We start from the raw sequence: 21,488 nt of genomic DNA on the forward strand, positions 1-21,488 counted from the left end.
TGACATGTAAGAGAGAGACGAGCATGGCATCTGCTGCTGACAAACTCGCGGCCAATACAAGCTGGGGGGCGCTGGCGAAGGCGACCGACCTGCGCAAACGCATCTTTTTCGCGCTGGGGCTGCTGATCGTCTATCGCATCGGCACCTATATTCCGGTTCCCGGCATTGACGGTCTGGCCTTGCGGGAATTCATGGATGAAGCGGCGGCGGGCATCGGCGGCATGCTGAACATGTTCACCGGCGGCGCCATCAGCCGTATGGGTATTTTTGCGCTGGGGATCATGCCCTATATCTCGGCCGCCATTATCGTGCAGCTTGTCGGCGCGATGTATGAGCCGTGGAAACAGCTTAAAAAAGAAGGCGAGATGGGGCGGCGCAAGCTGAACCAGTATACCCGCTATCTGACAGTGCTGTTGGCGCTGGGGCAATCCTACGGTCTGGCCGTGTCGCTGGAAGCAGGCGATCTGGCCACTGATCCGGGCTGGTTTTTCCGTGCGGCAGTGGTCATCACGCTGGTGGGCGGCACCATGTTCCTGATGTGGTTGGGCGAACAGATCACCGAACGCGGCATTGGTAACGGTATTTCACTGATCATTTTCGTAGGCATTATCGCGGAAATTCCCGCTGCACTGGCCCAATTCCTAAGTCAGGGGCGGTCGGGGGACATTTCGCCCGCGGTGATTATTGGTGTCGTGGTCATGATGGTTGCAGTGATTGCCTTCGTGGTGTTCATGGAACGCGCCATCCGCAAGATCACAATCCAGTATCCACGCCGTCAGGTCGGGATGAAAGTGTTTGATGGCGGGCAATCCCACCTGCCGATCAAGGTGAACCCCGCAAACGTGATTCCCGCAATCTTTGCATCCTCGCTGCTGTTGCTGCCGACAACCGTTGCAACATTCTCGGGGAATTCGCAAAGTGAACTTATGGCCACAGTGTTGGCCTATTTCGGCCCCGGCCAGCCCGCCTATCTGCTGTTCTTTACGGCGATGATCATTTTCTTCACGTTCTTTTACACGCAAAACGTGTCCTTCAAGACCGATGATGTGGCCGAGAACCTGAAGAACCAGAACGGGTTTATTCCCGGAATCCGCCCCGGTAAACGCACGCAGGATTATCTGGATTATGTGGTCACGCGGCTTGTCACAGTTGGGTCCATCTATCTGGCGGCGGTCTGTCTGCTTCCTGAAATTCTGCGCGGGCAACTGGCGATTCCGTTTTATTTTGGCGGCACATCCGTTCTGATTGTGGTGTCGGTGACGATGGATACAATCAACCGTGTGCAATCGCATTTGCTTGCGCATCAATATGAGGGGCTGCTTGAAAAATCGCAGTTGCGCGGCAAGGGCAAGCGGCGCGGCACCACTGGCAAACCGAAGGCACCGGCACGGCGATGAACATCATTCTGATCGGCCCACCGGGTGCGGGCAAAGGCACCCAGGCAAAGCGCCTTGTGACTGAGCGCGGCATGGTGCAACTGTCAACGGGCGACATGCTGCGGGATGCCAAGACCTCGGGCACGGAAATGGGTAATCTGGTCACGGATGTCATGGCGCGCGGCGAGTTGGTCACAGATGAGATTGTCATTGGCCTGATTGCCGAAAAGCTGGATAGCCTGAACGGCGCAGGCGCAATCTTTGACGGGTTTCCGCGCACCTTGGCGCAGGCCGACGCGCTGGAAGCGCTGATGGCGTCCAAGGGCAGCGCAATTGACCATGTGATTGAAATGCGCGTGGATGACGACGCATTGGTGGCCCGCATCACAGGGCGTTTCACATGCGCCACCTGCGGCGAGGTGTATCACGACACGACACGCCAGCCCAAGGTTGCGGGTGTCTGCGATGTCTGCGGCGGCACTGAATTTGCGCGCCGCGCGGATGATACGGAAGATGCGCTGCGCACGCGGTTGATGGCGTATTACAAACAAACCTCGCCTTTGCTGGGCTATTATTATGCAAAGGGGCGTTTGGAAGGCGTGGACGGCATGGCCGAAATGGCGGCTGTTTCCGCGCAGATCTCTGGTATTCTTGACAAATAATCATGCAGGGGCCGTGGCCCCTGCTGCTTTTTTCATGGCACCTTATGCATACTCAGACCTATAAATGTGAATTTTCCGTGGGCGAGGCCCTGGGCCAGCTGGTGATCTGGGTGTTGCTGACTGTTGTAACCCTGGGTTTGGCGCTGTTTGTGCTGCCCTATTACTTCCTGAAAGCGCCCATAAACCGGACATATGTTCTGGACAGCGAAGGCCGCAAGATTGGCCAATTGGCCGTCGATGTCGGGTTTACCGACATTCTGGGCCACGCGCTGCTGTGGCTGATTCTGACCATTCTTACCCTTGGTCTGGCCTATCTGATTTACTGGCAATCAGTGATGAAACGCTTGATGAACGCCACGCGGACAATCCCGCTTTGACATGGGCCTGCGGCGCAGCGACGCTTGCCCTTGACCTTTGCAGCGAAACCGCATAGGCGACACACTCATACACAGAATCGCGCCCTGCCTTGGGGCGCGGATTTGTTTGGAATGCACGCGGGCATTGCCCCCGTGTTGTGAAAAAAGGTTCTGGGACTACGGAACCGCAACGAAAGGAAGACCCGCGTGGCACGTATTGCTGGCGTAAACATCCCGACGGGGAAGCGCGTCCCCATCGCACTGACCTACATTCATGGTATCGGTTCGAACTTTGCGCAACAAATCTGCGAAGCTGTCAATATCGACGTGACCCGTCGCATCAATGAATTGTCCGACGCTGAAGTGCTGGCGATTCGTGAATATATTGACGCCAACTTCACCGTAGAAGGTGACCTGCGCCGCGAAGTTCAGATGAACATCAAGCGCATGATGGATATCGGTTCTTATCGCGGTTTGCGCCATCGTCGCAACCTCCCTGTGCGCGGCCAGCGCACGCATACCAATGCGCGCACGCGCAAAGGTCCGGCAAAAGCCATTGCCGGCAAGAAGAAATAAGGGGAGGGTTCAGAAATGGCTCGTGATAAAACCCGCGTTAAACGCAAGGTCCGCAAGAATATTGCCGCTGGTGTTGCGCATGTGAATTCCAGCTTCAACAACACCAAAATCCTGATTTCCGACGTTCAAGGAAATGCGATTTCGTGGTCGTCTGCTGGCACAATGGGCTTCAAGGGGTCGCGCAAATCGACACCTTATGCCGCACAGCTGGCCGCAGAAGATGCAGGCAAGAAAGCACAGGAACACGGCGTCAAAACGCTGGAAGTCGAAGTGCAGGGTCCCGGTTCGGGCCGTGAATCGGCACTGCGCGCGCTGGCTGCTGCCGGTTTCAACATCACCTCGATCCGCGATGTTACGCCGATGGCACATAACGGCTGCCGCCCGCCAAAACGCCGTCGCGTCTGATTTATACGATTTCAAGGTCGGGCTGCGCGCATCCGCGCGGCCCGATTACGTCATTCTAGATCCTCGGGCGTTGTGTTGCTGGGTCATGGCAACGCAACAGGAATGGAGGCGACCATGATCCATAAAAATTGGCAAGAACTTATCAAACCTGCGCAGCTTGACATCAAGCAAGGTGCCGATGTCAACCGCATCGCAACTGTTACCGCCGAACCGCTGGAACGCGGGTTCGGCCTGACGCTGGGCAATGCGCTGCGCCGTGTGCTGATGTCATCGCTGCAGGGCGCAGCAATCACATCCGTTCAAATTGACAATGTGCTGCATGAATTTTCTTCCGTGCCCGGCGTGCGCGAAGATGTGACCGACATTGTTCTGAACCTGAAAAGCGTTGCATTGCGCATGGATGTCGAAGGGCCAAAACGCGTGTCCCTGTCGGCGCAGGGTCCGGGCGTTGTGACAGCAGGCGAAATTACAACAAGCGCCGGGATCGAGGTTCTGAACAAGGATCTGGTGATTTGTCACCTTGATGATGGTGCATCCGTTTACATGGAACTGACCATCAATACAGGCAAAGGCTATGTCTCGGCCGACAAGAACCGCCCCGAAGATGCGCCCATCGGCCTGATTCCGATTGACGCCATCTTCTCGCCGGTGCGCAAGGTCAGCTACGAAGTTCAACCCACCCGCGAAGGGCAGGTTCTGGACTATGACAAACTGACGATGAAAATCGAAACTGACGGGTCGGTGACACCAGAAGACGCTGTGGCCTATGCTGCGCGCATTCTGCAAGACCAGCTTCAGGTCTTTGTGAACTTCGACGAACCCGAAGCCGCCGGTGCAAAAGATGCTGATGACGGTCTGGAATTCAACCCGCTTCTGCTAAAGAAAGTAGACGAGCTGGAACTGTCGGTGCGTTCGGCCAACTGCCTGAAGAACGACAATATCGTGTATATCGGCGATCTTATCCAGAAAACCGAGGCAGAGATGCTGCGCACCCCGAATTTCGGGCGCAAGTCGCTGAACGAGATCAAGGAAGTTCTTTCGGGAATGGGCCTGCATCTGGGTATGGATGTGGAAGAATGGCCGCCTGAGAATATTGACGAACTGGCCAAACGGTTTGAAGACCAGTTCTGACAGGTCGGGGCGAACCATTGCCCCGCCCATATAACGAAATGCAGGGCGCGTGTCAGCGCGCCCCCGCACCCCGGGCACCTGCCCCAAGGAGAGTTGTGGTCACGCAATCCACAGCCGGACAAAGTAAAAAAGACGACGTTAAAGGAGATATCACATGCGTCACGCCAGAGGTTACCGCCGCCTGAACCGCACCCATGAGCACCGCAAGGCGCTTTTTTCCAACATGGCCGGTTCGCTGATCGAACATGAACAGATCAAGACCACCCTGCCCAAAGCCAAAGAACTGCGCCCAATCGTCGAGAAGCTGATCACCCTGGCCAAGCGCGGTGATCTGCATGCGCGCCGTCAGGCTGCTGCGCAGCTGAAGCAGGACAAGGATGTTGCCAAACTGTTCGACATTCTGGGCCCGCGCTACAAGGACCGTCAGGGCGGCTATATCCGCATCATGAAGGCCGGTTTCCGTTATGGCGACATGGCACCCATGGCGATTATCGAATTCGTGGAACGCGACGTGTCTGCCAAGGGCGCTGCCGATCTGGCCCGCCTTGAGGCCGAGGACGCGACCGAAGAATAAGCCAGCGCCCCGCGCGTATATGCAAAGCCCGCACATGATGTGCGGGCTTTTTGCGTTGAACTTGGTGGGGGGGCGTCCCTATATCTTGGGCGATGTCGGTTCAAGAGAAGGAATGCACCGGATGCGCATTGGACTTGTGCTTGCAATCGTCTGTGCAACTGTGTTTCCCGTGGCGGTTTCATCCCAGACCGTGCCGGAAACACAGGGCCAGATACAGTTAAGCTTCGCGCCTGTCGTGCGTCAGGCAGCGCCTGCCGTTGTCAATATCTATGCCCAACGCATTGTTGCCCAACGCCGCAGCCCCTTCGCTGATGATCCGTTTTTCGGGGATTTGTTCCGCAATTTCGGGCAAGTCACCCCGCGCGTACAAGATTCGCTGGGGTCCGGTGTCATTGTGTCGGACGATGGCATTGTCGTGTCCAACTTCCATGTGGTGGGCAATGCGACCGAAATTCGTGTCGTGCTGAATGACCGGCGCGAATATGATGCCGATATCATCCTGACCGATGAAGAAAGCGACCTTGCCATTCTGAAGCTGCGCAATGCCACCGATCTGTCGGTTCTGGATTTTGCGGATTCCGATCAGGTTGAAGTGGGCGAACTGGTGCTGGCCATTGGTAACCCGTTCGGGGTGGGGCAAACAGTGTCCAGCGGTATCATATCCGGCCTTGCGCGCTCGGGTATCGCGGTCGGGTCGGGGCGCGGCTATTTCATACAGACCGATGCGCCCATCAACCCCGGCAATTCCGGCGGCGCGCTGGTGGACATGCACGGGCGGTTGGTGGGGGTGAACACGGCCATTATCACGCGTTCGGGCGCGTCGCATGGCATAGGTTTTGCGATTCCCGCCAATCTGGTGGCGCAGGTGGTGGCACAGGCACGCGACGGGCAGACACGGTTCCAGCGCCCTTGGGCTGGGGTCACCGCGCAAGCCGTTGATGCGACCCTGGCCGAAGCGGTTGACCAGCGCATTCCCGAAGGTGTCATCTTGCTGGAACTGCACCCCGAAAGCCCCTTGGCCATGGCGGGATTACAGCCGGGTGACATTATCTTGAGTGTGGACGGCGCAGTGGTCAATTCTGCCCCGGAAATGATGTTCCGGCTGGCCAGTCGGGGCATTGGGTCAACCTCGGCGTTGGTCTATCGTCGCGGCGCAGATATGCAGCAGGTGCAGATCGACCTGATCGCCCCGCCTGACAATCCGGACCGTCAGGCCCGCAGCATCAGCGGGCGCTCCGCATTGCGGGGGTTGTCCGTTGCGCGCATCAACCCTGCTGTTATTGCGGAATTCAACCTGCCGCCCAGTGCGCAAGGTGTGCTTGTCACCAGCGTTCAGGATTTCGCCGCCCGCACGGGACTGCGCACGGGTGACATTGTGCAGGCCATCAACGGCGAACAGGTGCGCAGCACAGATGACGTGCTGCGCCTTGCGTCCAGCCAGTCGCGGAACTGGCAAATGGACGTTCTGCGCGATGGGCGGCGCGTTTCGCTGCGCTATCGGATATGACGCATTTCATGCTTTTACTGGCACCCGCATGGGCGTAGCCTGCGCGCATGCCCGACTTGTTTGACCAATCAAAAGACACTGCCCAGCCCAGCGCCAACAGGCCGCTGGCGGACCTGTTGCGGCCCGCGAAACTGTCGGACGTTATCGGGCAGGACAAGGCATTGGGCGTGGATGGCCCGTTGGGCGCAATGCTGGCCAGCGACCATCTGGCGTCGTTGGTTTTATGGGGGCCGCCGGGTGTTGGCAAAACCACCATTGCGCGCCTGCTGGCCGACCAGACCGACATGCAGTTCATCCAGATCAGCGCCATTTTCACCGGCGTGCCAGATTTGCGCAAAGTGTTTGAACAGGCGAAACTGCGCCGCCGGAACGGACGCGGCACTTTGCTGTTTGTTGATGAAATTCACCGTTTCAACAAATCCCAACAAGACAGTTTTCTGCCCCATATGGAAGATGGCACCATCACCCTGGTGGGGGCCACAACGGAAAACCCGTCTTTTGAACTGAACGCGGCGCTTTTGTCACGCGCGCAGGTCATTGTTCTGGAACGCCTGACACTGGCCGCGCTGGAACGGCTGGCAGGGCGCGCAGAACGCGAACTGGCCCGCCCCCTGCCCCTGACCGGCCCCGCGCGCGAAGCGTTGCTGGAAATGGCCGATGGTGACGGCCGCGCGCTGCTGAACCTGATTGAGCAGGTGATGGGCTGGAAGGTCACCGCCAAACTGGACACCGACGCCCTCGCCCAGCGCCTGATGCGGCGTGCCGCACAGTATGACAAGGGCGGTGATGCGCATTACAACCTGATTTCGGCCTTGCATAAATCTGTGCGCGGGTCCGACCCGGACGCCGCGCTATACTGGTTTGCCCGCATGATTGACGGTGGCGAGGACCCGCGCTATCTGGCCCGCCGCCTGACCCGCATGGCCGTTGAAGATATCGGCCTTGCTGACCCGCAAGCGCAGGCCATATGTCTGGACGCATGGCAAAGCTATGAACGCCTTGGCAGCCCGGAAGGGGATCTTGCCTTGGCGCAAGCGGTCACATATCTGGCACTCGCGCCCAAATCGAATGCGGGCTATGTCGCGTGGAAAGCGGCGTTGGCGCTGGCCAAAAAGACCGGCTCCAAGCCGCCCCCAAAACACATTCTGAACGCCCCCACCAAGCTGATGAAGGACCAAGGCTATGGCGAGGGCTATGCCTATGACCATGACGCCGAGGATGGGTTTTCAGGGCAGGATTATTTCCCCGAAGACGTGAAGCGTCCGGTGCTGTATCAGCCCGCAGAACGCGGTTTCGAACGCGAATTGTCCAAGCGCGTGACATGGTTTGCCAAACTGCGCGCCAAGCGCGGGAAATAGGCCCTGCGCGCCCTATGTGTTTTGGTTGATACCCCACCCCGTGGGGCTATCGGTTGACAACAGGCCAAAGGCAGGAAAAGGAAGGGGCACACAGCCAAGGGGCCGATGATGAGCGCAGTTCAGACAAGACAGGTTGGGCCGGATGATGGCGGGCAAAGGCTGGATCGCTGGTTGAAGCGGCAATTTCCGCAGATCACCCAGATCCTGATTGAAAAAGCCTGCCGCAAGGGCGAAATCCGCGTCGATGGCGGACGGGTCAAGGCGTCCAGCCGCGTGGAAGCGGGCCAGACCGTGCGCATTCCGCCCCTGCCCGACACCCCCGCCGCGCCCCCCACCCCGAAAACGGGCATAACGCCCGCCGATGCGGAAATGATCCAGCGCGCGGTCATCTGGAAGGATGCCCATATCATTGCGCTGAACAAGCCCGCCGGTTTGCCCAGTCAGGGCGGCAGCGGACAAGGCGCGCGCCATGTTGACGGCCTGACCGAGGCGCTGACCTTCGGGTTCAAGGACCGCCCCGTTCTGGTGCACCGGCTGGACAAGGACACATCTGGTGTGCTGCTGCTGGCGCGCACCCCGCGCGTGGCCCGCCGTCTGGCCGAGGCCTTTCGCCACCGTGAAGCCCGCAAGATTTACTGGGCGCTGGTCGCAGGCGTGCCCCAGCCGGACAAGGGAACCATCCGCTACGGGTTGCTGAAAACCGGCGGGCGCGGCGCTGGTGAAAAGATGCGCTGCATCCACCCCGCCGAAGTGGACCAGACCGAAGGCGCAAAACGTGCCATGACCGAATTCGCGGTTCTGGAACGGCTGGCAGGGCGTGCGGCATGGATGGCACTGTCGCCCATCACGGGCCGCACCCACCAGTTGCGCGCGCATATGGCCGAAATTGGCCATCCCATTATGGGCGATGGCAAATATGGCGGGTCTGCGCAGGAAAATCTGGGCGATGGCTGGGGCGCTGGGATTGGCGGCTCGGTCAGCCGCAAGCTGCATCTGCATGCGCGCTCGTTGCGGATCATGCACCCGGTCACCGACAACATTCTGGACCTGACAGCCCCCCTGCCTGAGCACATGGCCCAAAGCTGGAAACTATTTGGCTGGGACCCGCGCGAAGTGCCCGCAAACCCGTTCGAGGATGATGCATGACGCAGCGCCTTGTTATTTTTGACGTGGATGGCACGTTGGTGGACAGTCAGGGCCATATTCTGGCGGCCATGGCGCAGGCTTTTGGCAGTGTGGGGCGCGATGTGCCCGCGCGGGAACAGGTGCTGTCCATCGTGGGCCTGTCGCTGCCTGTCGCCATTGCGCGGCTTGCGCCTGATCTGGATGCACTGGCACAGACCCGGCTTGTGGGCGCCTACAAGGACGCCTTCAATACGCTGCGCGCACAGGATATGTCCCCGCTTTATCCCGGCGCCGCCGAAACGCTGGCCGCGCTGGCCGCGCGCAGCGATGTCGTGCTGGGTATTGCGACGGGGAAATCGCGGCGCGGGCTGGACCATCTGGTGGCGGCACATGACTGGGCGGGGCGGTTTGCCACGCTGCAGGTGGCTGATGACCACCCGTCAAAACCTCATCCGTCCATGATTCATGCCTGCTTGCGCGAAACCGGTATCGCGCCTGAAAATACCGTGATGGTGGGCGACACCACCTATGACATGGACATGGCGCGGGCCGCGGGGGTGCATGGGCTGGGCGTTAGCTGGGGTTACCACGCGCCAACGGCGCTGGGGGTGCCGGTCGTGGATGATTTTCTGTCACTGCCGCTGGCGCTGGCACAGGTTTGGACCAAGGGGGCAGCATGAGCGGTTGGGTAAAGAAACGCTTCTGGACAGATGCAAGCGTGGTTTCCACCAATGACGGGTTTACCGTCACCCTTGACGGGCGGTCGCTGAAAACACCGGCCAAGGCCCCGCTGAATGTGCCCACGCGTGCCATCGCGGACCTGATTGCGCAGGAATGGCGCGCGCAAGGCGATGTTATCAAACCCGAATCCATGCCCGCCACACGCGCGGCCAATGCCGCCATCGACAAGGTGCGTGGCCAGAAGGCCGAAGTGACCGAGATCATCACCGCCTATGGGGACAGTGATCTGGTGTGTTACCGCGCCGAAGCCCCGCAAGAACTGGTGAACCGCGAAGCGCAGGCCTGGGACCCGCTTATTGACTGGGCCGCCCATCGCTATGGCGTGCGGCCCGTGACCTATACGGGCATCATGCACGCCCCCCAGCCCAGCGCGCTGCTGTCAAGCATGCATGCGGATGTCGACCGCCTGAGCGCCTTTGAACTGACTGCCTTTCATGATCTGGTGTCGATGTCGGGGTCATTGATCATAGGGTTGGCCACGCTGGACCAGTTTGCCACAGCCCCAGAGTTATGGGCCGCGTCCCGCGTGGATGAAGACTGGCAAATCGAACAATGGGGCGCAGATGACGAAGCTTCCGCGCTGGCCGCAGGCCGAGAGGCGGCATTTCTGGACGCTGCGCGGTTTTACTTCGCGCTTCAGTCCGCCTGATCCAGATCGCGCGGCACAATGAACGCCACGGCCTGCCCCGTCCCGTAACGCAGTGACCGCCAGTCTGGCGCGTCAAATTCCGCTACAAGGGTTGCACAAGTCGGATACCTGCCAAATTCAGGATGCGCCAGCGCGCTGCCCAACAACATGCGCGCGAAAACTGCAATTCCGGGGTTATGGCCCACCATCATGACCGTGGCCGCGCTGGCGCTGCGCAGCACCTGCAGCATGATATCCGGCCCGGCATGGTATAGGGCCGACTCAAACCGTGTAGGCACTGTTTTGGGAAATTCGGCGCGCACCAGATCCCATGTCTGGCGGGTGCGCACCGCGTCGGAAACCAGCGCTTCGCCGGGCAGATGGCCATTCCCCGACAGCCAACGCCCGATTGCCGGTGCCGCGCGTTGTCCGCGTGCGTTCAAAGGGCGCGCATGATCGGAATCCAGCGGATTGTCCCAGTCGGATTTTGCATGGCGCGTCAGGATCAGGCGTAGGGTCATGGGTGAAACTGCCTCATGTGGAATGCAGATTGTGCACGAACACGCCCGAAGGTTTGCGACACGGGACAGGCGGCGCGCACCGCGCAGCCCCCGGTCATGCAGCGCTGGCCATCCGCACTGTTCAGGAATGCGTGGCAGGCGGGCACATCATAGCCTTGCGGTGTCAATGCACCCACAGGGCAGGCCGTGGCGCAGGGGCGCGCGCAATCGTCACAGACGGGTTCAGAACGGGGCGGCTGGTCCAATATGTCGGCAAACCCCAAAGCCCCGCGAAACGACGCCCAAAGCCCCGCCACATCATGCACCAAAAACCGCACCGGCGACGACCAGACCCGACCCGTTGCCAGCGACCAACTGAAAAACGGATAGGGCGGCTGAACGCCAAAAGGATAAATGGCACGCGCGCCAAGCTGCCGCGCCATGGCATCGATAACGCGCCGCGACCAGCGGTCCATGGGGTCGGGTGCCCCATCCATATATTCGGGACTGCCCTTAAAAACCTGCCAAAATCCCGGTTCATGCGGCCCCAACAGAACCAGCGTTTGCACGCCATCTGGCAAATCTGCCTGATCCCGCCCCACGCTGCCCATTACCGCAAGGGCCTGTGCCTGCGCCATATCAGCAATGCGCCCCAGAACCTGCGGCATGCGTCATCCTTATGCTTTGGCTAATGGCAGGGTGTCGCGGATGATACTGCCCGCACCATGATCCGTGAACAATTCCAGCAAACACGCATTTGGCGCGCGCCCGTCAAGGATGACGACGGCACGCACACCGCCCTCGATGGCATCAAGGGCAGTTTGGGTTTTGGGAATCATCCCGCCCGCAATCACGCCCTTTTCGGTCAGGTCGCGCACATGGGCCGGGCTAAGCTGTGTGACCACATCGCCGTGCTCGTTCTTCACGCCCGAGACATCGGTCAGCAACAGCAAACGATCTGCTTTCAGCGCGCCTGCGATGGCCCCTGCTGCCGTGTCGCCGTTAATGTTGTAGGTTTCGCCCTGCCGCCCCATTCCCAGCGGCGCAATGACGGGAATGAACCCGCCAGTGAACAGATGGTGCAGCAATTCGGTGTTAATGGCCGCAGGACGCCCCACAAGCCCCAATTCGGGGTCATCGGGTTCGCAAGTGACCATGCCGCCATCCTTGCCCGACAGGCCAACGGCCTTGCCCCCCTCCAGCTGGATGGCCTGCACGATGCGCTTGTTCACCGACCCTGACAGCACCATTTCAACCACATTCATGGTGGCCGCATCGGTTACACGCTTGCCGCGCACAAACTCAGACTGGATGTCCAGCTTTCGCAACATGTCGTTGATCATTGGCCCGCCACCATGCACGATGACAGGGTTCACGCCGACCTGTCGCATCAGCACCACATCGCGCGCGAAGGAGGCCATTTCCTCGGCGTCGCCCATGGCATGGCCGCCAAACTTGATAACCACAATGGCGCCGGAATAGCGCTGCAAATAGGGTAATGCCTCGGACAGGGTCCGGGCGGTGGCAAACCAATCCTGTGTCATGGGGCGTTGCTTCTTCATGTTAGGTCAGTCCCGCGATAATCGCGCGCAATGTGGGTATGCCGTCCCCCGTTTCAGACGAGGTGACGACGATTTCGGGATAGGCGGCGGGGTGCTTGGCAAGGGCGGCACGCACCTGTGCCAGTATGTCGTCCTGCGCGGCGCGGCTTAACTTGTCGGCCTTGGTCAGAACCACCTGAAAGGTGACAGCGGAACTGTTCAGCAGTTTCATGATCTCCGCATCCACGGGCTTGACCCCATGACGCATATCGATCAGCAAAAACGCGCGGCGCAAGGTCGCCCGCCCGGACAGATACGCCTTCAACAGGCGCTGCCAGCGTTCGACAATCGGCAACGGGGCCTTGGCAAAGCCATAGCCGGGCAAATCCACCAGATAATGGCTGTCAGCAACCGTGAAATAGTTGATTTCCTGCGTGCGGCCCGGTGTGTTGGACGTGCGCGCAATAGCCTTGCGCCCGGTCAGCGCATTGATCAGGCTGGATTTGCCCACATTGGACCGGCCCGCAAAACACACTTCCATCCTGTCAGCGGGCGGCAAGCCGTCCATGGCAACCACACCTTTCAGGAATTCCACCTGACCGGTCAGCAGCTTGCGGCCCGTTTCCGCCATCTCGGCAGTTGGTTCATCAGAAACAGGGAAGGGCAGTTGTGTTGTCATGCGCAAAGCTCCAGTCTGTCGCCCGTGCGGATGATGCCCCCGCGCGTGACAATGGCATAAACGCCAAAATCCGTATGGCCATAGGCCGCATCCAGTTCCGCAAGCGTGTCAACATCAATCCGGCCCGTCGCACAATCCACCATCGTGGCGCGACAGCGGGTAATGCGTTCGACAATTTTCAGCCGGGCGTCCCCGATGGCCAGTTCACGGTCCAGAAGATCAAATTCTTCCCATGGGGCCAGCCCGTCCAGCCACAGGTTGCCGCGCCAGCGGTCCAGCCCCAGATCGCACCCCAGACGCGCGCCCAGCACGCGGTTTGACGCAAGGTTCAGCAGCGACACAGACTCGAAATCCGTGTCGGTCATGCCGCGCCCCGCGGTGACCAGCCGCACAGGCTGCGCGCGCCCGCCCGCCATAAGGGGCGCAACCCAGTTCAGGAAATCCACCTGCCCGTGTGCTGTGTCAGGGTCGAAAGTCAGCGCATCGCGGGCAGGATGGGTCAGGGTTATGCGCCCTGCAGTTTCATCAAACTGCGCGTCAATCGCCTGCAATGCGGGCGTCTTGGCCGCGCGCGTGAAATTCATGCACGGATTCCAGCCATCTTGCAACCGCGCCGCTTCATGGGCGACGGCCCAATGCCGGTCAAACGGCAGACAGCGCCCTTCGGTCAAGGCAACATCGTCCAGCGATTGCCGGCCATGCGCCTTGATGGGATGGCGGAAGATATGCGCCAGCCGCCACCCCATGGCCTTAGGTTTTCTTCTTCTTGGTGAAGATATTGCCCAATATATCCGGCCTGCTGCCATTCATCGACATGATCAGATACTGCTGCGTGAAGGTAATCACGTTGTTGGCGATCCAGTACAGCACCAGACCCGACGCGAACCACCCCAGCATGAACATGAATATCCACGGCATCCACATCATCACAGCTTGCTGGATGGGTTCGGTGGGGGTTGGGTTCAGCTTCATCTGCAGCCACATCGACACCCCCAGCAAGATGGGCAGAATGCCAATAAACACCATCGCCAGAATGCTTTCAGGATGCGGCGCTGCCCATGGCAGCAACCCAAACAGGTTCATGATAGATGTGGGGTCAGGCGCGGACAGGTCATTGAACACCCCGAACCATTCCGCGTGGCGCAGGTCGATCGTGACGAAAATAACCTTATACAGCGAGAAGAAGATTGGAATCTGCAACAGGATCGGCAGGCAGCCCGCAGCGGGGTTCACCTTCTTCTCCTTGTACAGTTTCATCATTTCCTGCTGCATCATCTGGCGGTCATCGCCCGCACGTTCCTTCAGCGCCATCATTTCGGGCTGAAGTTCCTTCATCTTCGCCATGCTGACATAGGATTTCCACGCCAGCGGCAACAACACCGCCTTGATCAACAGCGTCAGGGTGATGATAGACCACCCCATATTGCCGATGATTCCATTGATGAAATACAGGGTCGCAAAGATGGGTTTGGTCAGAAAGAAGAACCAGCCCCAGTCGATGGCGTCAATGAACCGATTAATCCCCATTTCGCGTTCATAGGTGCGGATGGTGGTCCATTCCTTCGCGCCCGCAAACAGCATTGTCTGCACCTGATCGCTTTCGCCCGGCCCGACAACAAGCGTCGGCAGGTCAGCGCGGGTCTGATACACGTCGCGCGACGGAATATACCGCGATACCGCAGAAAATGCCTGACCGGGCTGCGGCACAAGCATGGCCATCCAGTATTTGTCACTGATGCCCAACCAGCCGTTTTCTGCAACTTCGGTCACGCGGGCATTGGTGTTTTCGCGTTCATGCATGCGCAGGTCGCGGATGGCCTTGTATTTGTCTTCATTCAGCTTGCCATCGGCAACTTCGATGAACCCTTCATGGCTGATGAAGAAGTTTTCCAGATCGGACGGTTCACCATGACGCGACAACAGGCCATAGGGGGCAACGCGGGCGGTGGCATCGCCGGTGTTTTCCACCCCTTGCGTGATGGTGAACATGAAGTTTTCATCAACATCATACCGCTGTGTGAAGCGCACGCCCTGATCATTGACCCAAGCCAACGTCACATGGGAACCGGGTGTCAGGCGGGTGCCTTCGACCAATTCCCAAGGGGTGCTTGCGCCGGGCACATCATCCCAGTCCATGTCCCGGCCCGGCCGCCAGCCATGCAGCGCGTAAAACGCTTCGCGCGCGCCTTCGGGTGTCAGCAAATGCACGACATCGGAATCATCCTGGACGGTTTCGCGGTAATCGCGCAGCGCCAGATCGTCGATACGCCCGCCGCGCAGATTGATTGTGCCAACCAAGCGCGGGGTGTCGATGTCAATGCGCGGCAGTTCCGGCAAACCGTCAGCGCCCACGCCTTCGACCATGGCGGGGGCCTGCGCACCTTCGGCCAGTGGCAGTTCGGCCACCTCAGCAGCATCTTGCGGGGTAGGTTCGGGGGGCGGGAACATCCACATCCAGACAACCAGCACAAACAGGCTGAGAGCAAAGGCCAGAAGCAGATTGCGGTTCTGTTCGTCCATGAAAAGGCCGTTTCCTGTCACATCAAGGGTCGCGCCGGTTCAACAGAAGCACCGGGCAAAGGTCAAGCGGTTTTCCCCCTTTCAACCGATCACAAGGTCAGATCAGGGGGCGTATTCGGGTTCAACAGCGGTTTATCGCCCCGCGCAAGGGCCAGAAAGTCAAAAAGCTGCAGGTCAGGCATATGCGACGGGCGAATATTCATCAAGGCACGGAACATCACATTGCGCCGCCCCGGACTGCGGCGTTCCCATTCATCAAGCAACGCCTTGACCTGCATACGCTGCAACCCTTCTTGCGACCCGCACAGATCACACGGGATGATGGGATAATTCATCGCGCGCGCAAAACGGTCGCAATCCGCTTCGGGGACGAAGGCAAGAGGGCGGTAGACAAACAGATCCCCGTCCTCGTTCAGCAGTTTCGGGGGCATGGTCGCAAGGCGCCCGCCATGAAACAGGTTCATGAAGAAGGTTTCCAGCAGATCATCGCGGTGATGGCCCAGAACAACCGCGCTGCACCCTTCTTCGCGGGCAATGCGATACAGGTTGCCCCGCCGCAACCGCGAACACAGCGCGCAATAGGTGCGCCCCTGCGGCACCTTGTCCACGACGATGGAATAGGTGTCCTGATATTCAATCCGGTGCGGGATTTGCATGCGCGTCAAAAAGTCAGGCAGCACAGTCGCGGGAAAATTGGGTTGGCCCTGATCCAGATTGCAGGCCAGCAGGTCAACAGGCAACAGCCCGCGCCACTTCAATTCGACCAGCGCCGCCAGCAACGTGTAGCTGTCCTTGCCGCCCGACAGGCACACCAGCCAGCGCGCGCCCGGTTCGACCATGCCATACTGGTCAATCACGGCGCGGGCTTCGCGGATGATGCGCTTGCGCAATTTGCGAAATTCCGTGGTGTCGGGGGCACCTTGCAGGATCAGCGGCAGGTCAGTGGTTTCATCAAGCATTTGGCGTTCCATCCCTGGTGCTGTGGCTATGCCATAAAACGCACCGCACTGCAAAGTCAGCGGCGCTGTTGCGCGTCATGGGCGGCATCAGCGCCCGGCACAGGGTCATACCCTGCCCCGCCCCATGGATGGCACCGCCCGATTCGGCGCAGCGCCAGCCACGCGCCCCTGATGGCGCCATGTCGCTGCAGCGCGTCCAGCGCATAGGCGGAACATGTCGGCTGGAACCGGCAGCCATGCCCCACCCACGGGCTGAATACCACGCGGTAAAACCGCACTGGCAACGAAAAGACCCACCCCAACGGGGTCATTGCCCCGCCCCGTGCAGCTTTTGCAGCGCGCGCAGCAAATCCGCTGACATGGCGTTGAAATCATGGTGGGCCGTGGCACCCGGCCGCCCGACCAGCACATAATCCCAGCCAGCGCGCGCATGCTGCGCCATCACAAGGCGCGCGATTTCGCGCAAGCGCCGCTTTGCGCGGTTGCGCAGAACGGCGTTGCCCACCTTCTTGGAACAGGTGAAGCCAACGCGAAAAGGGCCATCATCCCCGCGCGGAAATGCCTGCACCAGAAAAGCCGGGCATGGCAACCGCCGCCCCTTTGCGGCGCGCAGGAAATCCGCACGGCGTTTCACGATTTCGGGTTTTCCAAATGACAATACCGCCGTAACAGATGCAGCACAGGCGCCTTGCCCGGCTACATTTGTTTGCGGCGGTGCCATCATGGTCCCTTCTCTGGCCCGAAATTACGGACCAAATACCTTAGGCTGACAGATTCTTGCGGCCAATACGGCGGCGTGCGTTCAGAATCTTGCGGCCTGCTTTGGTTGCCATGCGCGCACGGAAACCGTGGCGGCGCTTGCGGACCAGATTGCTGGGCTGATAGGTGCGTTTCATCGCTCCGTTCCTTCATTCCGGCAACCGCAATCCCCGCGGATTCGGCCACCCATTCAATTACAGAACCGCCAGATACGGCCCCCGACCACGCAAGTCAATTCGCAATCGCAGGGTTTGGCCGCAATTTTGGCAAAAAACAAAGCGGTCCGTAACATTTACGCCTATATCATCGCTGGGGATCAAGCTGTCGTGAACGCGCTACCTTGCCGGAAACATTTGCGCCATCTGGTGCGAAGATAGGGACAGACCATGAGAAGGACCACGATGTGAGCACCACAGCCCCCCTGCCCCCGTCCGGTTGGCGCCAGCGCCTGCCGCTTATTGTGATTATATGCGTGGCCGTTATCGGGGCAATCTTGCTGCGCGACCATCTGAGTTTTGAGGCCCTGCGCGACAATCGCGCCGCACTTCTGGGCTTTCGAGACGCGAATTATACCCTTACCGCAACAATTTTCATCGCGGCCTATATCGCTATCGTCGCGTTTTCACTGCCCGGCGCAACCGCCGCCACATTGACAGGCGGGTTCCTGTTCGGGGTGTTTCCGGGCGCGATGTTCAATGTGGTTTCCGCCACGATCGGGGCTGTGCTGATCTTCCTTGTTGTGCGCGCGGGGTTCGGGCGTGCCATGGCGGCCAAGATTGATGCCAGTGACGGGCGCATGAAGCGCCTGACAGCCGCCATCCGCGAAAATGAAGCGCCAGTGCTGTTTTCACTGCGTCTTATGCCGGTCTTGCCGTTTTTTGTCATGAATGTGATACCCGCGTTGATCGGGGTGCGCCTGTCAATTTTCGCCACCACCACGCTTTTGGGCATTTTGCCCGGCGGGGTGGTCTATACTTGGGTCGGGGCCGGGCTGGGCGAAGTGTTCGCCCGCAATGAAACCCCTGATCTGGGTATTATCTTCGAACCCCACATTCTTGGGCCGTTATTGGCGCTTGCCGCGCTTTCGATCATCCCCATTGTGGTAAAAACGCTGCGCAAGAAGGAAACCACCCTATGAGCGTATTGAAAACAGATATTTGCGTGATCGGCGGCGGCTCGGGCGGGTTGTCGGTGGCAGCAGGGGCTGTGCAAATGGGCGCGCGCGTCATTTTGGTTGAAGGGCACAAAATGGGCGGCGATTGCCTGAATTATGGCTGTGTCCCGTCCAAGGCGCTGCTGGCACAGGCCAAGGCCGCCAAGGCGCGCGGCGGGGCCGAACCGCAGGATTTCCGCAATGCCATGGCGCATGTCACCGCGACCATTGCCGCAATTGAACCCCATGATTCCATTGACCGTTTCACGGGGCTGGGCGTTCAGGTGGTGCAGGGATACGCACGCTTTACCGCGCCCCACAGCATAGAGGTTGACGGCACCACCATTCACGCGCGCCGCTTTGTCATTGCCACCGGATCACGCCCGCTGGTGCCCCCGATCCCCGGTCTGGACAATGTGCCGTTCATGACCAACGAAACCCTGTTCACCCAACAAGACTGCCCCGGCCACCTGCTGATTATCGGTGCGGGGCCAATCGGGCTGGAAATGGCACAGGCCCATCGCAGGCTTGGTGCAAGGGTCACCGTCATCGAAGGGGCCAAGGCGCTGGGGCGCGAAGACCCGGACGCAAGCGCACTTGTTATTGCGCAATTGCGCCGCGAAGGCATTGAAATCATCGAAGATGCGCAGGTTGAACAGGTTTCCGGCCGCGCGGGCGCGATAGAAGTTCAGGTCAAGGGCGGCACCATATTTGCTGGCACACATCTTCTGGTTGCTGTCGGGCGCAGGCCCAATCTGGACCGCCTGAACCTGGATTCTGCAGGCATAGACCATGATCGCAACGGTATAAAAGTGGGGGCAGACCTGCGCACCACCAACCGGCGCGCCTATGCGATAGGGGATGTTGCGGGACAGGGGCAATTCACCCATCTGGCGGGCTATCATGCCGGGCTTGTCATCCGGTCCGCGCTGTTTTCGTTGCCCGTCAAGGCACGTCAGGACCATATTCCGCGCGTAACCTATACAGACCCTGAACTGGCCCAGATTGGCCTGACCGAAGCGCAGGCCCGCCAGAAATATGGCGGACAGCTTAGCGTGCAGCGCATTGGCTATGAGCAGCTTGATCGCGCGCAGGCCGACGGGCGCACAGATGGCTTCATCAAGCTGATGGTCGCCCGTGGCCGCCCCGTTGGCGTCACTCTGGCGGGGGCGCAGGCAGGCGAATTGATTGCCCCGTTCGCGCTGGCCATGGCCAATAACCTGAAACTTGGCGCGATAGCGGGAACAGTGCTGCCATACCCGACATTGGCGGAAATCAGCAAACGTGCGGCAGGGGCCTATTTTTCACCCAAGCTATTTGATAACCCTACGGTAAAGCGCGTCGTCAGAATGGTGCAGAGATGGCTGCCCTAAGAATCGCCGCGCGCATGAGGGAGCATGTTCGTCAACACGCTGTCGGGTCGGTTCCTGCTGCTTGCCGTGATTTTCGTCATGCTGGCAGAAGTGCTGATTTTTGCCCCCTCTGTTGCGCGTTTTCGTGAAGAATACCTGATTGCGCGGTTGGAACGTGCGCAAATCGCATCCTTGGCGCTGCTGGCATCTGATGGGTCCATCGCGGGGGAACTGGCAGGAGAACTGCTTGAAAATGCCGGCGTTTTCAACGTGGTTCTGCGCCGTGACGAAGTGCGCGAACTGGTGCTGTCATCGCCGCTGCCCGGCCCCGTTGCAGCCACCTATGACCTGCGTATGGACAGCGCATTTGCACTGATACGCGATGCGCTGCTGGAATTGGGCGCCCGGGAATCGCGAATCATTCGTGTTATCGGTGACCCAGTGCAGCGCGGCGGGTTGCTGATTGAAATCACGCTGGACACCACCGATCTGAATGCCGAATTATGGGATTATGGCCGGCGCATTCTGCTGCTGTCGCTGGCGATTTCTATTTTCACGGCAATCTTGCTGTTCTTGTCCGTGCGCCTGTTCGTGGTTACGCCCATGCGCCGCGTCATCCAGTCGATGGCCGTTTACGCTGAATCCCCGCAAGACCAGACGCGAATCATCGCGCCGCAGTCAAGCATCCGTGAATTGCGCGACGCAGAAGATGCCCTGCACCGGATGCAAACTGACCTGACGGGCCTGTTGCGCCAGAAGGACCGGCTGGCGCAACTGGGCGGGTCGGTGGCGCGCATCAGCCATGACTTGCGCAATATGCTGACCACGGCCTCCATGCTGGCCGACCGGATGGAAGCCAGCGACGACCCAAGTGTGAAACGCGCTGCGCCCAAACTCGTGGGCTCCTTGTCGCGCGCCATCAACCTGTGTGAAGCCACGCTGGCGTTTGGCAAAGCCGAAGAACCCCCGCCGCGCCTGTCGCGGGTGCAGCTTGCACCGCTTGTCGAGGATGTTATCGAAAGCGAACGCCTTGCCCTGACCGACGCGGCACAGGTCACATTCCTGGCCGATATTCCCGCTACGCTGCATTTGCGCGCGGATGAAGAACAGCTGTTTCGCGTCTTGCATAATCTGGTGCGTAACGCCCGGCAGGCATTGGAAGCCACGCGCCAACCCGGCGTTATCGAGATTTCGGCGCAAGACAGCAAGACCGGAGGCCAGAACGGCGTGTGCATCCGCATAGGTGACACTGGCCCCGGCCTGCCCGCACGCGCGCGCGAACATCTGTTCGAGGCTTTTCAGGGGGGGGTGCGCAAAGGCGGCGTCGGGCTGGGCCTGGCAATATCGGCGGAACTGGTCCACGGCCATGGCGGACGGCTGGAGCTAACACGTTCAGATGCAGATGGAACGGAATTCCGTATCTGGTTACCAAATGCGAATTGACCGGAATTTTGTTGAAATAGTTGCAAGCCCCCTCTTGCAAAGCGCGCATGACGGCGATAGTTAGCCCTCAACGCGCCCGTAGCTCAGCTGGATAGAGCACCAGACTACGAATCTGGGGGTCAGAGGTTCGAATCCTTTCGGGC

Annotated in this window: 25 protein-coding genes; 15 read left to right on the plus strand and 10 right to left on the minus strand. The window is 59.7% G+C overall.

The features are described 5' to 3' along the window. Positions 1–23 precede the first annotated feature (23 nt). The 12 genes from secY (at position 24) to ACTZWY_RS12540 (ending at position 10,460) form a co-directional block, all read left to right on the plus strand. Positions 24–1,397 (plus strand): preprotein translocase subunit SecY, encoded by a 1,374-nt coding sequence (secY, locus tag ACTZWY_RS12485; RefSeq protein ID WP_444791043.1) that lies wholly within the window; start codon positions 24–26, stop codon positions 1,395–1,397. Then, positions 1,394–2,038: an adenylate kinase gene (locus tag ACTZWY_RS12490; RefSeq protein WP_444791044.1), complete on the plus strand. Its 645-nt coding sequence runs from the start codon at positions 1,394–1,396 to the stop codon at positions 2,036–2,038. Before secY ends, ACTZWY_RS12490 begins: the two co-directional genes overlap by 4 nt. Before the next feature lie 44 nt (positions 2,039–2,082). Continuing rightward, positions 2,083–2,415: a DUF6693 family protein gene (locus ACTZWY_RS12495; protein ID WP_444791045.1), complete on the plus strand. Its 333-nt coding sequence runs from the start codon at positions 2,083–2,085 to the stop codon at positions 2,413–2,415. A gap of 186 nt (positions 2,416–2,601) precedes the next feature. Then, complete coding sequence (gene rpsM, locus ACTZWY_RS12500) at positions 2,602–2,970, plus strand: 30S ribosomal protein S13 (RefSeq protein WP_444791046.1); 369 nt, start codon at positions 2,602–2,604, stop codon at positions 2,968–2,970. A 15-nt stretch (positions 2,971–2,985) separates the two neighbouring features. Then, positions 2,986–3,375, plus strand: coding sequence for a 30S ribosomal protein S11 (gene rpsK / locus ACTZWY_RS12505; protein WP_274352291.1), 390 nt, complete (start codon positions 2,986–2,988; stop codon positions 3,373–3,375). Between the two features lie 114 nt (positions 3,376–3,489). Then, a complete protein-coding gene (locus ACTZWY_RS12510; RefSeq protein ID WP_444791047.1) occupies positions 3,490–4,506 on the plus strand; it encodes a DNA-directed RNA polymerase subunit alpha in 1,017 nt (338 codons plus the stop codon). Positions 4,507–4,660: 154 nt separating this feature from the next. Next, positions 4,661–5,080, plus strand: coding sequence for a 50S ribosomal protein L17 (gene rplQ / locus ACTZWY_RS12515; RefSeq protein ID WP_439561582.1), 420 nt, complete (start codon positions 4,661–4,663; stop codon positions 5,078–5,080). A gap of 121 nt (positions 5,081–5,201) precedes the next feature. After that, positions 5,202–6,587, plus strand: a complete 1,386-nt coding sequence (locus tag ACTZWY_RS12520) for a trypsin-like peptidase domain-containing protein (protein WP_444791048.1) — start codon at positions 5,202–5,204, stop codon at positions 6,585–6,587. 47 nt (positions 6,588–6,634) lie between these two features. Continuing rightward, on the plus strand, positions 6,635–7,945 hold the full coding sequence (locus tag ACTZWY_RS12525) for a replication-associated recombination protein A (protein WP_444791049.1): 1,311 nt from the start codon (positions 6,635–6,637) through the stop codon (positions 7,943–7,945). 108 nt (positions 7,946–8,053) lie between these two features. Beyond that, positions 8,054–9,091, plus strand: a complete 1,038-nt coding sequence (locus ACTZWY_RS12530) for an RluA family pseudouridine synthase (protein ID WP_444791050.1) — start codon at positions 8,054–8,056, stop codon at positions 9,089–9,091. After that, positions 9,088–9,750: an HAD-IA family hydrolase gene (locus tag ACTZWY_RS12535; RefSeq protein ID WP_444791051.1), complete on the plus strand. Its 663-nt coding sequence runs from the start codon at positions 9,088–9,090 to the stop codon at positions 9,748–9,750. The genes ACTZWY_RS12530 and ACTZWY_RS12535 overlap by 4 nt, the downstream gene beginning before the upstream one ends. Continuing rightward, on the plus strand, positions 9,747–10,460 hold the full coding sequence (locus ACTZWY_RS12540) for an ATP12 family chaperone protein (protein ID WP_444791052.1): 714 nt from the start codon (positions 9,747–9,749) through the stop codon (positions 10,458–10,460). Before ACTZWY_RS12535 ends, ACTZWY_RS12540 begins: the two co-directional genes overlap by 4 nt. Here ACTZWY_RS12540 and ACTZWY_RS12545 read toward each other — a convergent pair. From ACTZWY_RS12545 to rpmH, 10 genes are all read right to left on the minus strand, one after another. Then, positions 10,448–10,960, minus strand: coding sequence for a SixA phosphatase family protein (locus tag ACTZWY_RS12545; RefSeq protein WP_444791053.1), 513 nt, complete (start codon positions 10,958–10,960; stop codon positions 10,448–10,450). The two genes, ACTZWY_RS12540 and ACTZWY_RS12545, sit on opposite strands and share 13 nt — an antisense overlap. Then, the gene (locus ACTZWY_RS12550) at positions 10,957–11,607 is read right to left on the minus strand and encodes a ferredoxin (protein ID WP_444791054.1); all 651 of its coding nucleotides are present in this window, start codon (positions 11,605–11,607) and stop codon (positions 10,957–10,959) included. The genes ACTZWY_RS12545 and ACTZWY_RS12550 overlap by 4 nt, the downstream gene beginning before the upstream one ends. 9 nt (positions 11,608–11,616) lie before the next feature. Next, positions 11,617–12,501 carry an acetylglutamate kinase gene (argB, locus tag ACTZWY_RS12555; protein ID WP_444791055.1) on the minus strand — a complete coding sequence of 295 codons (885 nt, stop codon included), beginning with the start codon at positions 12,499–12,501 and terminating at the stop codon, positions 11,617–11,619. Position 12,502: 1 nt separating this feature from the next. Then, positions 12,503–13,159, minus strand: coding sequence for a ribosome biogenesis GTP-binding protein YihA/YsxC (gene yihA / locus ACTZWY_RS12560; RefSeq protein ID WP_444791056.1), 657 nt, complete (start codon positions 13,157–13,159; stop codon positions 12,503–12,505). Then, a complete protein-coding gene (locus ACTZWY_RS12565) occupies positions 13,156–13,905 on the minus strand; it encodes an MOSC domain-containing protein (RefSeq protein ID WP_444791057.1) in 750 nt (249 codons plus the stop codon). Before ACTZWY_RS12565 ends, yihA begins: the two co-directional genes overlap by 4 nt. Before the next feature lie 4 nt (positions 13,906–13,909). Continuing rightward, on the minus strand, positions 13,910–15,679 hold the full coding sequence (yidC, locus tag ACTZWY_RS12570; protein ID WP_444791058.1) for a membrane protein insertase YidC: 1,770 nt from the start codon (positions 15,677–15,679) through the stop codon (positions 13,910–13,912). 89 nt (positions 15,680–15,768) lie between these two features. Next, a complete protein-coding gene (gene ttcA, locus ACTZWY_RS12575; RefSeq protein WP_444791059.1) occupies positions 15,769–16,638 on the minus strand; it encodes a tRNA 2-thiocytidine(32) synthetase TtcA in 870 nt (289 codons plus the stop codon). A gap of 56 nt (positions 16,639–16,694) precedes the next feature. Continuing rightward, the gene (gene yidD, locus ACTZWY_RS12580; RefSeq protein ID WP_444791060.1) at positions 16,695–16,949 is read right to left on the minus strand and encodes a membrane protein insertion efficiency factor YidD; all 255 of its coding nucleotides are present in this window, start codon (positions 16,947–16,949) and stop codon (positions 16,695–16,697) included. Then, positions 16,946–17,359 (minus strand): ribonuclease P protein component, encoded by a 414-nt coding sequence (rnpA, locus tag ACTZWY_RS12585; protein WP_444791067.1) that lies wholly within the window; start codon positions 17,357–17,359, stop codon positions 16,946–16,948. Before rnpA ends, yidD begins: the two co-directional genes overlap by 4 nt. Positions 17,360–17,399: 40 nt before the next feature. Then, complete coding sequence (gene rpmH, locus ACTZWY_RS12590) at positions 17,400–17,534, minus strand: 50S ribosomal protein L34 (protein ID WP_071797364.1); 135 nt, start codon at positions 17,532–17,534, stop codon at positions 17,400–17,402. 266 nt (positions 17,535–17,800) lie between these two features. Here rpmH and ACTZWY_RS12595 point away from each other — a divergent pair, with 266 nt between their 5' ends. Genes ACTZWY_RS12595 through ACTZWY_RS12605 form a run of 3 tightly spaced genes read left to right on the plus strand, consistent with a single transcriptional unit; the run spans position 17,801 to position 21,345 of the window. After that, the gene (locus ACTZWY_RS12595) at positions 17,801–18,535 is read left to right on the plus strand and encodes a TVP38/TMEM64 family protein (RefSeq protein WP_444791061.1); all 735 of its coding nucleotides are present in this window, start codon (positions 17,801–17,803) and stop codon (positions 18,533–18,535) included. Continuing rightward, the gene (locus ACTZWY_RS12600) at positions 18,532–19,923 is read left to right on the plus strand and encodes a dihydrolipoyl dehydrogenase family protein (RefSeq protein ID WP_444791062.1); all 1,392 of its coding nucleotides are present in this window, start codon (positions 18,532–18,534) and stop codon (positions 19,921–19,923) included. The genes ACTZWY_RS12595 and ACTZWY_RS12600 overlap by 4 nt, the downstream gene beginning before the upstream one ends. A 24-nt stretch (positions 19,924–19,947) precedes the next feature. Continuing rightward, positions 19,948–21,345: a sensor histidine kinase gene (locus ACTZWY_RS12605; RefSeq protein ID WP_444791063.1), complete on the plus strand. Its 1,398-nt coding sequence runs from the start codon at positions 19,948–19,950 to the stop codon at positions 21,343–21,345. Positions 21,346–21,488 lie beyond the last annotated feature (143 nt).

This window comes from Roseinatronobacter sp. NSM, assembly GCF_052379845.1.
GTDB lineage: Bacteria > Pseudomonadota > Alphaproteobacteria > Rhodobacterales > Rhodobacteraceae > Roseinatronobacter.

Bases quoted from the DNA above. Each gene is read 5' to 3' on its own strand.
- secY (WP_444791043.1), top strand. From the start codon at position 24: ATGGCATCTGCTGCTGACAAACTCGCGGCCAATACAAGCTGGGGGGCG.
- ACTZWY_RS12490 (WP_444791044.1), top strand. From the start codon at position 1,394: ATGAACATCATTCTGATCGGCCCACCGGGTGCGGGCAAAGGCACCCAG.
- ACTZWY_RS12495 (WP_444791045.1), top strand. From the start codon at position 2,083: ATGCATACTCAGACCTATAAATGTGAATTTTCCGTGGGCGAGGCCCTG.
- rpsK (WP_274352291.1), top strand. From the start codon at position 2,986: ATGGCTCGTGATAAAACCCGCGTTAAACGCAAGGTCCGCAAGAATATT.
- ACTZWY_RS12510 (WP_444791047.1), top strand. From the start codon at position 3,490: ATGATCCATAAAAATTGGCAAGAACTTATCAAACCTGCGCAGCTTGAC.
- rplQ (WP_439561582.1), top strand. From the start codon at position 4,661: ATGCGTCACGCCAGAGGTTACCGCCGCCTGAACCGCACCCATGAGCAC.
- ACTZWY_RS12520 (WP_444791048.1), top strand. From the start codon at position 5,202: ATGCGCATTGGACTTGTGCTTGCAATCGTCTGTGCAACTGTGTTTCCC.
- ACTZWY_RS12525 (WP_444791049.1), top strand. From the start codon at position 6,635: ATGCCCGACTTGTTTGACCAATCAAAAGACACTGCCCAGCCCAGCGCC.
- ACTZWY_RS12530 (WP_444791050.1), top strand. From the start codon at position 8,054: ATGAGCGCAGTTCAGACAAGACAGGTTGGGCCGGATGATGGCGGGCAA.
- ACTZWY_RS12535 (WP_444791051.1), top strand. From the start codon at position 9,088: ATGACGCAGCGCCTTGTTATTTTTGACGTGGATGGCACGTTGGTGGAC.
- ACTZWY_RS12540 (WP_444791052.1), top strand. From the start codon at position 9,747: ATGAGCGGTTGGGTAAAGAAACGCTTCTGGACAGATGCAAGCGTGGTT.
- ACTZWY_RS12545 (WP_444791053.1), bottom strand. From the start codon at position 10,960: ATGACCCTACGCCTGATCCTGACGCGCCATGCAAAATCCGACTGGGAC.
- ACTZWY_RS12550 (WP_444791054.1), bottom strand. From the start codon at position 11,607: ATGCCGCAGGTTCTGGGGCGCATTGCTGATATGGCGCAGGCACAGGCC.
- argB (WP_444791055.1), bottom strand. From the start codon at position 12,501: ATGAAGAAGCAACGCCCCATGACACAGGATTGGTTTGCCACCGCCCGG.
- yihA (WP_444791056.1), bottom strand. From the start codon at position 13,159: ATGACAACACAACTGCCCTTCCCTGTTTCTGATGAACCAACTGCCGAG.
- ACTZWY_RS12565 (WP_444791057.1), bottom strand. From the start codon at position 13,905: ATGGGGTGGCGGCTGGCGCATATCTTCCGCCATCCCATCAAGGCGCAT.
- yidC (WP_444791058.1), bottom strand. From the start codon at position 15,679: ATGGACGAACAGAACCGCAATCTGCTTCTGGCCTTTGCTCTCAGCCTG.
- ttcA (WP_444791059.1), bottom strand. From the start codon at position 16,638: ATGCTTGATGAAACCACTGACCTGCCGCTGATCCTGCAAGGTGCCCCC.
- yidD (WP_444791060.1), bottom strand. From the start codon at position 16,949: ATGACCCCGTTGGGGTGGGTCTTTTCGTTGCCAGTGCGGTTTTACCGC.
- rnpA (WP_444791067.1), bottom strand. From the start codon at position 17,359: ATGGCACCGCCGCAAACAAATGTAGCCGGGCAAGGCGCCTGTGCTGCA.
- rpmH (WP_071797364.1), bottom strand. From the start codon at position 17,534: ATGAAACGCACCTATCAGCCCAGCAATCTGGTCCGCAAGCGCCGCCAC.
- ACTZWY_RS12600 (WP_444791062.1), top strand. From the start codon at position 18,532: ATGAGCGTATTGAAAACAGATATTTGCGTGATCGGCGGCGGCTCGGGC.
- ACTZWY_RS12605 (WP_444791063.1), top strand. From the start codon at position 19,948: ATGTTCGTCAACACGCTGTCGGGTCGGTTCCTGCTGCTTGCCGTGATT.